Source organism: Xanthomonas cucurbitae (assembly GCF_002939885.1).
GTDB lineage: Bacteria > Pseudomonadota > Gammaproteobacteria > Xanthomonadales > Xanthomonadaceae > Xanthomonas > Xanthomonas cucurbitae.
Genome location: NZ_MDED01000013.1, coordinates 1 through 12,663 on the forward strand (window position 1 = coordinate 1; position 12,663 = coordinate 12,663).

Here is a 12,663-nt window from a genome sequence, read left to right on the forward strand (position 1 = left end):
GTCGCCGGCTTCCAAGGCAGCATAGAACTGCTCGACCAAGGGGTCCATGCGGCGCGGTGCCGTCTGTTCCGATAGCGGCGTGTCGGTGAGGCGGTCAGGATGTGCAAGCGTGTCGGCCACCGGACCTGGTGCCGTCTCCTGCGCCGGCTCGGCTTCCTGCTCCTTCCTGTGGCCTGACGCTGACACGGAGACTGCGCCCAGCGTCGGCGCGTGCGCCATTGCGGGCTGGTCCAGCTCGGCCTTGGCATGGCGTAGCTCTTCGGGGGTGGTCACCGCGACCTGGTGGGCTACGCCATCGGGTCCGGTCTGGTAGTGGGCAATGGGACTGTCGTAGCCGTATTGCCCCTGCTCGTTCGGCTTCAGCTGCTGCATCGTCGGGCCAGTGAGGCCTTCGGCCTGCTTGGTGCGCTGGGTGGCCAGTTCCACCGCCTGAAGATTGTTCTCTTGGGCGTTGAGGTCGACGCCCGCGGCCCGGTAGCGATGCAGGAACTCGTTGTGCTCCATCTGCGCGGGCGTAGGCGCAGGGCGCGCCTCAATGGCGGCGAGGGTTTCCTGGGCGCGCTCCAACGAGGGCTGGCGCATCTGATTCGTCAGCTCCAACTCGACCGCTAGGTTGCCGGTGGCCACTCCGTCCTTGCCGGCCCACTGCCCAGCCTCATTGCGCTGGTAGGTCTGACCATCGCGGCCTTGCACCCGGTCCTGCTGTGCACGAGCACTTTCCACGGCGGCGGGAACGCCCACACCGTAGTCCTGACCGCGCTGGGCGGTATGGTTCTCCAGGTAGGCCTGGGCGATGGCCTCACGGCCGGTGGCGATATCGTTCTCGATGCGCCTCAGGGCTTCCTGGTTAAGGCGTTGCGCCTGCGCTGGGTTGGCGGTCTGCGGCTCGTAGACGCCACTGTCGTTGGCACCCGCCACAGTGGTCTTGACCTGGCGCTCCCAGGACTCGGTGGCCGGATTACGCTGCCAGTTCTGGTTGTCCAGACCCGTCTGGTCGCCAGGCTTGGCCGGCAGGTTAAACGGATCCAGCGGCGGTGGCACCTTGCCTAGAGCCAACTCGGCGGCTTTGGCGTTCGCCATGGCACACAGTTCCTGCGACTTGGCGTAGCTGGCCCCCACCGGAACTTGGCTAGGAGTGTCCTGCCCATCGACACCACGCTCGAAAGCACCTTGGCGCTGCCAATCCCGTCCGTTGAACTGCCACTCCATCCCAGCCTTGTCGGTCTGGTGATAGATGGAACGGTTGTCCAACAGGTCAGCGCCTTTGTCGAAGGCCTTGCTCATCAACAGCGCATCGCCCACCACCAGTGCCGCAGGAACGAAGCCGCTGCCGCTGCCCAACGCTGCTGCCGTAGAGGCACCGCCAGCCCAACCGCCCGCGTTGCGGGCAATGGCGTGGTTCACTTCGGACTGGGCTGCTGTCGTGTTGCCCTGCTCCATCAAGGTTGATGCCGTGCGAGCGGTCGTGACCGCATCCATGCCCGTAGTCAGCAAGCCACCGGCTCGGGCCAGGCCGCGTGCGGAGGCTTCGCCCAGCAGTAGTTCCGTGGACACCGAACCACGCTGGCCACGAGGAACGCGAAGGTGATGAGCCGCTTGTTCGCCCAGCGTTTCTTCAACCTTGGCGATGCCCTGCTCGGACAACACCACGCGGCCGTCGTGATGCGCGTTGGCGATCGCCAGGGACAAGCCACTGCGTTGAAGTTGGATGTCACCTCCGCGAACGATTGCGGTATCACTGGTCTGAATCTGATTGAGCGTGGTGACGATGCGCGATTCGGAATGCGCCACGGCACCCCAGCCATGATCCAGCCCGTTGAAGCCCTTGATGTTTTCGATCTGCTGGGCGTGGACTTGACCGTATGCCGGGATGTTGTGGAAGAATTCTCGGACTTTTTGGGTGGCTTGCCCTGTCGTTTGGCCAACCGGCGTGTTCGTGTTTAGGTCGCCGTTGATCAGGCCTACCTTGATCGTATCTCGCAGATGTTCAACGCGTTTGGCAACTCGCTCCATGGCTTCTGGGTCGCCTTCCAAAGCAGCCTGCCCAACCCGAGAAGATTCGATGAGATCAAGGCGTCGGATCATCCCTCGCTGGTATTCGGCCAGCGGACCACCGCTATGCGGCGTGATGCCCATGGCCTGCGCAAACTTCGGATCCGAAGGGAGGAAAAGCCGGTTCTCAGGAGCATGCATATCAAACTTGCCAGCCTGACTCAGCTTTGCAAGCAGTTCGCTATTTTTTAGCGTCTGCTGCTCGATGTTGTGGTGGTCTTGGAAAAGTGTCCGATAGCTGGACATGGATTGGCCCCTTACTGGCGCTTTACGTGCTCGATTCAGTAGTTCACTACGTCGTCAAACCAAAGCCCGCTGGAATCGCCGGGCGTGACAATGCCCGCAGCCTCTACGGCATCCTTGAACGTCTTATCGCAATAAACGAAGCCGTTAAATGGCAGCCTGAACACATGCGCAGAACCCAACACATCCCGCTTGAATGCGAGCCGCACGTCGCCGGTGAGATCGTAATACTTACCCCCCTCAAAATCGTCGCTGATTTCGATCGTAAGCTGAGACGACTGCTCATCCAGGGCATCTATCACCCTCACAACATCGCATAGGAAGACTGTCGGCCCCTTGGAGCCGTCGGCAAGGCGATAGTCCGCGTTGGCGAAAGCAAAAGCTTCTGAATCGACCGCTTCCATCACTCGACGCAATCGCTCAGACACCAGCCAGTAGCCGCTGAAACCACCTTCTAAGTCTTCCGGACGCACGCCTTTCGTTGGGTCGTAGACCAAACGCGGAACTTCTCGCAGTGGGGGGAATCCACGAGCTTTGGGTCGCAAGATCAGCCGGGGAGGTGTCAGCAACGCCTCCTCGTTCTCAAAGACGAGACCGTGACCCTTCCCACCCCTGCGGGCGTCCGGCTGCAAGATGAAGAACTCCCCAGCTGTGGGCTGATTGGATTCCATGGTTTGCGTCTTGCCCATATAAGCGTCGTCTCTTCGTGCTGGGGACAGCATATCCCCAGCACTGGAAGCTAAGTCAACCTGTATGCCCTACTTTACTACAACGTGATATTGGCAAGAATCTGTTATTTACGGGCATGGTGGCCCTGGAACAGGGGATTGCTGCTTGGCATGACCTAGGCTCCGTCCTCGTTGCCTCGTGGAATCAAATATCCGACGCGACGATGAACGAGATGCCGCTGGATTCCGCATCGTCAGGAATGCCGGCAGCGAGGACTGCGGCCTTGAAGACGTGGTCGCAGAACGCCTTTGGATTAAAAGGCGTGCGAAAGACGTGAGCCTCTGCGAGCGCTTCGCGGCCGAATATCAAGCTCGCGCCACCTGCCATAGCGTAGAACTTCCCGCGCACGTAGTCGTCATCGATTTTGATCCGCAACCTCGATGCGTCCTCATCGAGAGCGTCCAGCTCGCGCACCACGTCGCAAAGGTAGTGGCGCGGGCCTGGCGTTCCGTCGGCTAGACGGTAGTCCACGCCGGCGAAAGCAAACGCCTTCGGATCAACGGCCACCATCATGTCGTGCAGACGTTCGGACACCAGCCAGTAGCCGCTGAACCCAGCCTCCAAATCCCGGGGCTTGGGGCCGACGCTTGGGTCGTAGGTCAGCAATGGTGTTTCGCGAAGGGGTGGAAACCCACCACCTTCCTGCCGCGGGATCAGCCGTGGCGACGAAAGGAGCTGGCGCTCGTTCGTGAACTGAATCCCGCAGGACTGCCTGTTGCTCTCCATGTCCGATACGAACATTTAGAAGGCGCCTGGTTCGGGCTTGTTTGGAATGGTTGAGTCCATGTGCTGCGTCTCGTCCATATTGGATGTGCCTTCGCGTGTTGAGGAAAGCTTACCCCCCAATCAACGGAGCTGTTGGGCAGGACCATGTCCTGCATACACACGTTCGAGCATATTTGGACCGAAGGCGAACGTTCGTTGTGTGACCACAATCCCGGCCTAAGGCACGGTTCGTGGGCTGTCTCTTTGTGGCTAGCTGCCGCGTTTCAGGCGATCGATTCTCGCCGCGCGGGGCGCAGCAGCTTCGCACCGATCACGATGCCGATCAGCGCCAGCAGCATCACGTAGTACCCCGCACCCATCGGATGCTGCTTGACCAGCATTACCACCAGCAGCGGCGTCAGCCCACCGAAGACCGCGTAGCCCAGGTTGTAGGCGAACGACACGCCGGACAACCGCACCGCCGCCGGGAACACCGCGACCATGATGCAGGGAACCACGCCCAGGATGCCCAGTGACGCGCCCAGCAGTGCGTACAGCGGAAAGACCAGGTGTGGATCGCCGGCCAGGCGGTAGAACAGCCACGCCGCCACGCCGAGGAAGAGACTGCCGACCAGCAGCACGCGCCCATTGCCAAGGCGGTCGGCCAATGCACCGGCCACCACCGACCCCAGCGCCTGCAGTACCACCGCCAGGCTGTTGGCCTGCAGCGCCACCTCGGCCGGGTAGTGATAGCTGCTCTGCAACAGGCCGGGCGTCATCAACGACACCACCAGCACCCCGCCGGCCACCATCCAGGTCAGCGCCAGCGATAGCAGTACGCCACGTCGGTGATCGCGCAGCACCAACTTGAGCGGGGTCTCGCGCGCGAGTGCGCGCATGGCGACCAGCTCAGTGAACACCGGCGTCTCGTGCAACCAGCGCCTCAGGTACACCGACAACAGCCCGAACACCCCGCCAGCCAGGAACGGCAGGCGCCAGGCATGGTCGGCGATCTCGGCAGGGGTGAAGTGGCGGTTGAGCGCGCCGGCGGCCAGCGAGCCGAGCAGCACGCCACCGGCCAGGCCGGCGGTCAACGTGCCGCAGGCGAGCCCGGTACGGTGCGGCGGCACATGCTCGGTCACGAACACCCAGGCGCTGGGGACTTCGCCGCCGATCGCGGCACCCTGCAACAGGCGTGCGCTCAGCAGCAGCAACGGTGCCGCCATGCTGATCTGCGCGTAGGTCGGCAACAGGCCGATGCACAGCGTGGGCAGCGCCATCAGCAGCAGGCTCAGCGCAAACATGCGCTTGCGGCCGATCAGGTCGCCAAAATGGGCCATCACCATGCCGCCAAGCGGCCGCACCAGGTAGCCGGCGGCAAAGATGCCCAAGGTCTGCAACTGCCGCATCCATTCCGGGATGCCGGGTGGGAAGAACAGATCGCCCAGCACGGCCGCAAAGAAGATGAAGATGATGAAGTCGTAGAGTTCCAGCGCGCCGCCGAGTGCCGACAGTGCCAGGGTCTTGTAATCACCGGCATGCAGTGGCCTGGGGGTGGCGGGCGAGGGCGAGTCAATGGTCACTGGCAGGCATCCTTCTGGGCGTGGGAGGCGTGCAGCGCTTCGGAATGCGCGGCCTCTGCCAGACTAGCGTGCCCAAGCGGGTGGTTGGGCGCCGAACATCACTCGCATGTGCGCGAATGTGTATGCAAAAACGAACTGGCAGGCTTCGCGCCTTGCCGGGGCCGCGGCCAACGCCGCACGGCACCGGTTGCCGGCCATGCGCGTGCGACCACCGTCATGAGCGTGCCAAGCGCCGGCCTGTTGCCGCTCCTGTGAGTCCAGGCTGCACGGCGGCAGCCTGGCCGGATGCGGGGCGCCGCAGTCGCACCGCATCACCGGCCGGATGCGTCGTTTGCTCGCTATGTGTTGCTGACAGGGCTTATTCGCCGGGCTTGGCGCCTTCCACCGGCGCATGCGTGGCGGCGCGCCGGGACAGCACTGCTTCGCGATGGGCGATATAGACGTTGGCGCCGATGATGATGCCCGCGCCGATCAGGGTATGCCGCTCGATCGCCTCGCCGAACAACCACCAGCCCAGCAGTGCGACCAGCGGCAATTGCATGAAGCTGATCGGCTGCAGCGCCGAGACCTCGCCCAGCCGGAGTGCGCGGGTCCAGAACACCTGCCCGGCAGTGCCGAAGATGCCGGTCGCCACCAGCCACAGCCAGTCGATGCCCTGCGGCCAGCTCCACTGGAACAACGCCGGCAGCAGCGACATCGGCACCCAGAACACGTAGGTGTAGAACACCACCGTGTCGGCGTCGTCGCTGCGCGAGAGCTGCTTGATCTGGATTGCCACGATGGCGCTGATGACCGCGGCCAGCAGCGCCACCAGCAGGCCCGGGCTGAAGGTGGACGAGCCCGGCCGCAAAATCACCAGCACGCCGATGAAACCCGCCGCCACCGCCAGCCAGCGCCGCATTCGCACCTGTTCCTGCAGCCACACCACTGCCAGCACGGTGACGAACAAGGGCGTGGAGTAGGACAGCGAAATCGCCTGTGACAACGGCAGGTGCCCGATCGCCCAAAACCCGCACAGCATCGAGGCCAGGCCGATCAAGGTCCGGGCGAAGTACTGCGGCAGCTGGCGCGTGCGCGGCAGCGGCTTGCCCGGGCGCACGATCAATGGCAGCAGCGCCAGCAAGCCGAAGGCGTTGCGGAAGAACGCGATCTCGCTGGTCGGGGTGTGCGCGGACGCCAGCCGGATGCAGATGGCCATCAGGCCAAAGGCCAGCGTGCTGACGAGCATCCACACGGCGGCGCGCATCGGCGCCGGCGATGCCGTCACCAATGCGCTCCGATGATGCGCGGCTCCGGTTCCAGGATCACCGAATAGCGCTCGCGCACCGATTCGGCGATGCGCCGTGCGACGTCGAGCAACTGCGCGCCGCTGGCGCTGCCGTAGTTGACCAGCACCAGCGCATGATCGGGCGACACGCCGGCATCGCCTTCGCGCCGGCCCTTCCAGCCGCATTGCTCGATCAACCACGCTGCCGACAATTTGCCCTGGCCGGCGTGTTCGCCGGGGTAGACCGGCATGTCGGCGAAGGTGGCCTGCAAGGCCGCGATCTGCTCGCTCGGCAGCAACGGGTTCTTGAAGAAGCTGCCCGCATTGCCCAGCACGTCGGGGTCCGGCAGCTTGCGTCGACGAATATTGATGACTGCCTGCGCCACATCGGCTGCACCGGCCAGTTCGGCCCCCATGCTGGCCAGCTCCTCGCGGATGCCCGCGTAGTCCAGCCGCAGTTCGTGCAACAGCGGCAGATGGAACTCCACCGCCACGATCAGGTAACGCTCGGGCTGCTGCTTGAACACGCTGTCGCGGTAGCCGAACGCGCAGGCGTCTGCGCCCATTCGCACGAATTGCTGGCCGTGCTGATCGAAGGCCTCCACCACATGGATGAAGTCGCCCACCTGCGCGCCATACGCGCCGATGTTCTGGATCGGGCTGGCACCCACGGTGCCGGGAATCAGCGCCAGGTTCTCCAGTCCCGACAGGCCCTGCTGCAGCGAATACAGCACCAGCGCATGCCAGTTCGCTCCCGCACCGGCGCGCACGATGGCATGGTCGGCATGGTGGGCAATGATGGCGATGTCGCGGTTTTCGAAACACAGCACGCAGCCCGGCGGATCGCCGGCCAGCAGCACGTTGCTGCCGCTGCCCAGTACCAGCAGCGGTTCGCCGGCAATCTGCGGCGCTGCCAGCGCCTGTGGCAAGGCCTCGGGCGTGTCGATCTGCAGCAGCCAGCGCGCCTTGGCTTCTACATGGAAGGTGTTCAACCCACGCAGCGAGGCGTGTTCGCTCAGGCGCCAGCCCGGTCGCACCGCAGCGCTCATAACGGCGATACCATGCCGCCGCTGGGCGCCTCGCGGCGGCGGCGGATGGCATCGACGCATTCGCCGATCAACGGCGGCCCGCGATACACCAGCCCGCTATAGCACTGCACCAGGCTCGCACCGGCGGCCATCTTGGCGACCGCGTCGGCGCCGGAGCCGATGCCGCCCACGCCGATCAACGGAATCGATTCGGGCAGGCGCGCGCGCAGGCGGCGCAGCACCAGGGTGGATTGCGCCAGCAATGGCGCTCCCGACAGGCCACCGGCTTCGGCGGCCAGCGGATGCGTGGCCACCAGCGTGCGCGTGACCGTGGTGTTGGTGGCGATCACGCCATCCACTGCCAGATCGGCCAGCACGCGTGCGGCCGCATCGATGTCGCGGTCGTTGAGGTCTGGCGCCACCTTCACCAGCATCGGCACGCGCTTTGCGTGTTGCGCGGCCAGCGCTTCCTGGGTGTCGCGCAGGTCGGCGATCAGGCGCCGCAACGCCTGTTCTTCCTGCAGCTCGCGCAGCCCGGCGGTATTGGGCGAGGAAATGTTGACGGTGATGTAGTCGGCCAGCGGGTACACCCGCTCCATGCAATAGCGGTAATCGCTGGTGGCCTCTTCGTTGGGGGTGTCCTTGTTCTTGCCGATGTTGATGCCGAGCAGGCCGCCACGACGGCGCGCGCGCTGCACATTGGCCACCAGCGCATCCACGCCCAGGTTGTTGAAGCCCATGCGGTTGATGACCGCCTGGTAGTCGGGCAGGCGGAACATGCGTGGCTTGGGGTTGCCCGCCTGCGCACGCGGGGTCACCGTGCCGATCTCGACGAAGCCGAATCCCAACGCCAGCAGCGCATCGATGTGTTCGCCGTTCTTGTCCAACCCGGCGCCCAGCCCCACCGGGTTGGGAAACATCAGCCCGAATGCAGGCGTCGGCAGCGGCTGCGGACGCTTGGCCAGCAGCGCGGTGGTGCCGGTGCGGTAGGCGGCATCGATGGAGCGCAATGCCAGCGCGTGGGCGCGTTCGGCATCGAGGGAAAACAGCAAGGGGCGGACAAACGAATACATGCGGGTCAGTTCAAACTTCCGGCGAAAATGCGGGTCTGGTAGTGAAAGTCGATCACCCCGTCGTGCGCGTGCGCATCGAACAGGGTACGTAGCGCGGCCAGCATCGGCGCATGCTGCGCAGCGTGTGCCAGCGGCGCATACGAAGACGACAGCAGCCGGCCACGCAAGGCGTCGAAATCCAGCCGCTGCACATTGGGAAAGCGTGCCATCGCGCGGAAGCCGTCGCCGAACCAGGCCTGCATGGTCGCATCGTCCTGGTAGCGCTCAGCCACAGCCGAATAGTCGGTGCCGTAGTCCAGCAGCAGCTGTTCGTAGCCGCGCAGGAATGCGGTGGAGTCCAGTTCGCGCGAATTCCAGTACACCACCGCCAAGCCGCCGGTCTGCAGGATACGTGTCCATTCGCGGCGCACGGCCTGGGTATCGAACCAGTGGAAGGCCTGTGCTGCTGACACCAGGCTCACGCTGGCATCGGCCAGCCCGGTGGCTTCGGCGGTGCCGTCGATGGCCTGGAAGCTGCCGAATTCCGCCAGCCAGTGTTGCGCGGCTGCGCGCATCGCTGGGTTCGGTTCCACGGCGGTGACCGTGTAGCCGGCTTCCAGAAACAGGCGGCTGGAGATGCCGGTCCCTGCACCGATATCGGCCACCGGCGTGGCGGGGGTGATGCCCAGGGTGTCGTGCAGCCAGCGCAACAGCTGCGGCGGGTAGCCCGGCCGGTAGCGCACGTAGGCAGCCACCCGGTCGTCGAAGCGTTGCGCCGATGCAGGGACGGTGCGGTTCAACTGTTGGCGGCCGCCAGCCACGCCATGCCGCCGAAGAACAGAAGGAAGAACGCAATGCCCACCACCCACAACGCCACGGCCAGCCAGCCCAGGATCAGACCGCCGATCGCCAGCCCGTCGCCATCCAGCCCTTGCGGGTTGCGGCGGATTTCCGCGCGCGCCAGGTGGCCGGTGATGATGGCGCAGATGCTGCCGAGAAACGGAATCAGCGTCCAGCCAAGAATGCCGGCGACCAGGCTGACGATGGCCATGGCGCTGGTCTGTCGAACGACAACGTTCATCATGAACTCCTTTAAAGTGCGGCAGCCGACGGCTGGCGTCGCCTGATTATCCCAGAGCGGCCGGCCAAACGGCGTGTCCATCGAGCAGGGTGTTGGATTGCCTGGTTCAAACGGTGCGGATAGCCGTGGCGGGCCGGGGTGGCGCCTTGGAGGGCGCGTGTTCCCGGATGGCAGACGTGGTGGCCGTGCAGGGGCTGGGCAGCTGTCTGTCACGGCGCGTGTGCGGCTGCCCGGCCAGCCACTCCCGCACCAACTCGGTGCAGCACGGCGTGCGTCAGTGCGTACCCCGCGCAGCCAGACCCACGCGCCGGAACAACACCCGGCGCGTGGGCATCTCCATCACAGGTCGAACTTGATGCCCTGGGCCAGCGGCAACGAATCGGAGTAGTTGATGGTATTGGTCTGGCGGCGCATGTAGACCTTCCATGCATCCGAGCCGGATTCGCGGCCACCGCCGGTTTCCTTCTCCCCGCCGAACGCACCGCCAATCTCTGCACCGGAAGTGCCGATATTGACGTTGGCAATCCCGCAATCGCTGCCCGCAGCCGACAGGAACTTCTCGGCTGCTTTGAGGTTCTGGGTGAAGATCGACGACGACAGACCCTGCGGCACGCCGTTCTGCAGCTCGATCGCTTCGTCCAGCGTGGCGTACTTCATCACGTACAGGATCGGCGCGAAGGTCTCGTGTTGCACGACTTCATCGCTGTTCTGCAGCCCGGTCACGATGGCTGGCAGCACGAAATTGCCAGGGCCCTCGATGGCGGTACCACCGATCTCCAGCGTGCCGCCGGATGCCTTGGCCTTGGCGATCGAGGCCAGGAACTGTTCCACCGCGCCGCGGCTGTTGAGCGGGCCCATCAGGTTGGCCGGATCGGTGGGGTCGCCGATCTTGCCGTCGAGCTGCTTGTAGGCCTTGACCAATGTGGCCAGCACGGTGTCGTAGAGGGAGTCGTGCACGATCAGCCGGCGGGTGGTGGTGCAACGCTGGCCGGCGGTACCCACCGCGCCGAACACGATGCCGGGGATCGCCAGTTTCAGGTCGGCGGTCTCGTCCAGGATGATGGCATTGTTGCCGCCCAGTTCCAGCAGGCAACGGCCCAGGCGGTGAGCCACTTTCTCGGCCACCACGCGGCCGATCTGGGTGGAGCCGGTGAAGCTGATGAGCGGGATGCGCTTGTCTTGGACCAACTTCTCCGACAACGCGGTGCCGGCATCGTTGACCAGGAAGAAGATGTCCGGGAAGCCGGCATCCTTCAATGCCGCATTGCAGATCTTCATCGTCGCGATCGCGGTCAACGGTGTCTTGTTGGACGGCTTCCAGATACAGATATCGCCACAGATCGCCGCCAAAAATGCATTCCACGCCCACACCGCCACCGGGAAGTTGAACGCGCTGATGATGCCCACCAGCCCCAGCGGCTGGTATTGCTCGTACATGCGGTGGCCAGGGCGCTCCGAATGCATGGTGTAGCCATAGAGCATGCGGCTTTGGCCCACGGCGAAATCGGCGATGTCGATCATCTCCTGCACTTCGCCATCGCCTTCGGGCTTGCTCTTGCCCATTTCCAGCGCCACCAGCGAACCGAGCGCATCCTTGTGCGCACGCAGCGCCTCGCCACACAGGCGTACCGCCTCGCCGCGACGCGGCGCCGGCGTGGTGCGCCATACCTTGAAGGCCGCCTGCGCGCGCTGGATGATCAGCTCGTAATCGTCCGGCGTGGTCGCCTGCACATCGGCGATGACGGCGTTGGTGGTCGGATTGAGCGGCTGCAGCACGCCGACACCGGTGGCCTGCGACCAGGTCGCCTTGCCGAGGTAGGTGCCGGAATTGGACGCGGCGAGGTCGAGCGCCTTGAGCAGGTCAGCGGACATGAAATCTCCTGGAAGTCGGAACGGGACGGCCGCAGTGCAGGCAAGACCTGTCGGCAACGGCTAGCCGGCGATTTTAGCAGGCTCCACCCACCGCCCGCCCGCTTGGCAAGCTGGCTGAACATGCGACAATGCGCGCCTTGGCCCCGTAGCTCAGCTGGATAGAGCGTCCCCCTCCTAAGGGGAAGGTCGCCCGTTCGAATCGGGCCGGGGTCACCAGGGATCAACCACTTGCAGACTTCGGTGATTCTGGCGCCTAGGCCACCAGCTGTGATCTCTCAGTAGGTTGTTCATCCGGGGCTGATCTGGAAGATGGGGGTTCTAGCAACGAAGTTGGATGCACGCCCAGCGCCTCAGCAAGGCGGTAGATGTTCAACAGCGCAATGTTGCGCTGCCCGCGCTCGACGCCGCCCAGGTAGCTGCGCGCCAACCCGCTCTCCAAGGCAAGACGTTCCTGGGAGAGTCCCTTGGTCTTGCGGACCTCGGCAAGTCGCAGCCCAAACAGGACACGGGGATCGGTTGGCATCGCTTTCTCTGGCATGTGAGAACGATGCGGTGGCAACCTCTATCGGGCCACGCCCTATGAGGACACCCTCTATGAGTGACATTAATGTCTGGCTCTTCTATCATTCCTTGGTGGAGCGCTCGGACAGCTCTGCGACTGCCCTGTACAACTGAGGTCCGAATGCCAAGGGGGTTCACCATGAAATTGAAGTTTTGCGGTGCGGCGGCCGTCGTGCTGCTTGTCGGCGCATGTGCCACTCACGCCGACTGGCTGCCAACCAAAATGAGCCGCGCAGATGGTGTGATTGCGCTTTCGTATGAGCGCAATGAATTCCAGCGCACTGATCTAAGCGAGCAGCAGGCAATCCATCTAGCCGAGCAGAAGTGCCGGAACTGGGGTTATAAAGGAGCGGAGCCATTCGGGTCTCAGAGTACCGAATGCCTGTCGCGCCGAGGATTCGGAAACTGCGGATCAAGGCGAGTGACCGTTGAGTTCCAGTGCACAGGTTCGCCTAGTCAGCAGTAGCCACCGAAACGATACAGATACCGT

Annotated in this window: 12 protein-coding genes and 1 tRNA gene; 2 read left to right on the plus strand and 11 right to left on the minus strand. The window is 64.2% G+C overall.

The window, feature by feature from the left end:
• The 10 genes from XcuCFBP2542_RS08625 to amaB form a co-directional block, all read right to left on the minus strand.
• The coding region (locus XcuCFBP2542_RS08625; RefSeq protein ID WP_146090320.1) for a hypothetical protein at nt 1-2,298 on the minus strand (2,298 nt) is incomplete at its 3' end.
• A gap of 35 nt (nt 2,299-2,333) precedes the next feature.
• On the minus strand, nt 2,334-2,984 hold the full coding sequence (locus tag XcuCFBP2542_RS08630; protein ID WP_104603270.1) for a DUF1629 domain-containing protein: 651 nt from the start codon (nt 2,982-2,984) through the stop codon (nt 2,334-2,336).
• Between the two features lie 184 nt (nt 2,985-3,168).
• Nucleotides 3,169-3,765, minus strand: a complete 597-nt coding sequence (locus XcuCFBP2542_RS08635; protein ID WP_104603185.1) for a DUF1629 domain-containing protein — start codon at nt 3,763-3,765, stop codon at nt 3,169-3,171.
• A 248-nt stretch (nt 3,766-4,013) separates the two neighbouring features.
• Nucleotides 4,014-5,312, minus strand: a complete 1,299-nt coding sequence (locus tag XcuCFBP2542_RS08640) for an MFS transporter (protein ID WP_104603186.1) — start codon at nt 5,310-5,312, stop codon at nt 4,014-4,016.
• 358 nt (nt 5,313-5,670) lie between these two features.
• Nucleotides 5,671-6,582 (minus strand): DMT family transporter, encoded by a 912-nt coding sequence (locus tag XcuCFBP2542_RS08645; protein WP_104603187.1) that lies wholly within the window; start codon nt 6,580-6,582, stop codon nt 5,671-5,673.
• Complete coding sequence (gene murB / locus XcuCFBP2542_RS08650) at nt 6,576-7,628, minus strand: UDP-N-acetylmuramate dehydrogenase (protein ID WP_104603188.1); 1,053 nt, start codon at nt 7,626-7,628, stop codon at nt 6,576-6,578. Before murB ends, XcuCFBP2542_RS08645 begins: the two co-directional genes overlap by 7 nt.
• Nucleotides 7,625-8,680 carry a quinone-dependent dihydroorotate dehydrogenase gene (locus XcuCFBP2542_RS08655; RefSeq protein ID WP_104603189.1) on the minus strand — a complete coding sequence of 352 codons (1,056 nt, stop codon included), beginning with the start codon at nt 8,678-8,680 and terminating at the stop codon, nt 7,625-7,627. Before XcuCFBP2542_RS08655 ends, murB begins: the two co-directional genes overlap by 4 nt.
• Before the next feature lie 5 nt (nt 8,681-8,685).
• Nucleotides 8,686-9,459 carry a class I SAM-dependent methyltransferase gene (locus tag XcuCFBP2542_RS08660; RefSeq protein ID WP_104603271.1) on the minus strand — a complete coding sequence of 258 codons (774 nt, stop codon included), beginning with the start codon at nt 9,457-9,459 and terminating at the stop codon, nt 8,686-8,688.
• A complete protein-coding gene (locus XcuCFBP2542_RS08665; protein WP_104603190.1) occupies nt 9,456-9,740 on the minus strand; it encodes a DUF4190 domain-containing protein in 285 nt (94 codons plus the stop codon). Before XcuCFBP2542_RS08665 ends, XcuCFBP2542_RS08660 begins: the two co-directional genes overlap by 4 nt.
• 339 nt (nt 9,741-10,079) lie before the next feature.
• Entirely contained in the window at nt 10,080-11,612 is a 1,533-nt protein-coding gene (gene amaB, locus XcuCFBP2542_RS08670; protein ID WP_104603191.1) for an L-piperidine-6-carboxylate dehydrogenase, read from the minus strand.
• Nucleotides 11,613-11,751: 139 nt separating this feature from the next.
• Between amaB and XcuCFBP2542_RS08675 the strand changes: the two genes are divergently transcribed.
• Nucleotides 11,752-11,828, plus strand: a tRNA-Arg gene (locus XcuCFBP2542_RS08675).
• A gap of 37 nt (nt 11,829-11,865) precedes the next feature.
• On the opposite strand, the gene XcuCFBP2542_RS08680 is transcribed toward XcuCFBP2542_RS08675, so the two are convergent.
• A complete protein-coding gene (locus XcuCFBP2542_RS08680; protein ID WP_104603272.1) occupies nt 11,866-12,135 on the minus strand; it encodes a helix-turn-helix domain-containing protein in 270 nt (89 codons plus the stop codon).
• A gap of 261 nt (nt 12,136-12,396) precedes the next feature.
• Here XcuCFBP2542_RS08680 and yecR point away from each other — a divergent pair, with 261 nt between their 5' ends.
• Nucleotides 12,397-12,639, plus strand: a complete 243-nt coding sequence (yecR, locus tag XcuCFBP2542_RS20290; RefSeq protein WP_223214454.1) for a YecR family lipoprotein — start codon at nt 12,397-12,399, stop codon at nt 12,637-12,639.
• Nucleotides 12,640-12,663 lie beyond the last annotated feature (24 nt).

What these genes read in the sequence shown, in the direction of transcription:
- XcuCFBP2542_RS08680 (WP_104603272.1), bottom strand. Translation starts at nt 12,135, where the DNA reads ATGCCAACCGATCCCCGTGTCCTGTTTGGGCTGCGACTTGCCGAGGTC.
- XcuCFBP2542_RS08630 (WP_104603270.1), bottom strand. Translation starts at nt 2,984, where the DNA reads ATGGGCAAGACGCAAACCATGGAATCCAATCAGCCCACAGCTGGGGAG.
- XcuCFBP2542_RS08655 (WP_104603189.1), bottom strand. Translation starts at nt 8,680, where the DNA reads ATGTATTCGTTTGTCCGCCCCTTGCTGTTTTCCCTCGATGCCGAACGC.
- XcuCFBP2542_RS08665 (WP_104603190.1), bottom strand. Translation starts at nt 9,740, where the DNA reads ATGAACGTTGTCGTTCGACAGACCAGCGCCATGGCCATCGTCAGCCTG.
- yecR (WP_223214454.1), top strand. Translation starts at nt 12,397, where the DNA reads ATGAGCCGCGCAGATGGTGTGATTGCGCTTTCGTATGAGCGCAATGAA.
- amaB (WP_104603191.1), bottom strand. Translation starts at nt 11,612, where the DNA reads ATGTCCGCTGACCTGCTCAAGGCGCTCGACCTCGCCGCGTCCAATTCC.
- murB (WP_104603188.1), bottom strand. Translation starts at nt 7,628, where the DNA reads ATGAGCGCTGCGGTGCGACCGGGCTGGCGCCTGAGCGAACACGCCTCG.
- XcuCFBP2542_RS08635 (WP_104603185.1), bottom strand. Translation starts at nt 3,765, where the DNA reads ATGTTCGTATCGGACATGGAGAGCAACAGGCAGTCCTGCGGGATTCAG.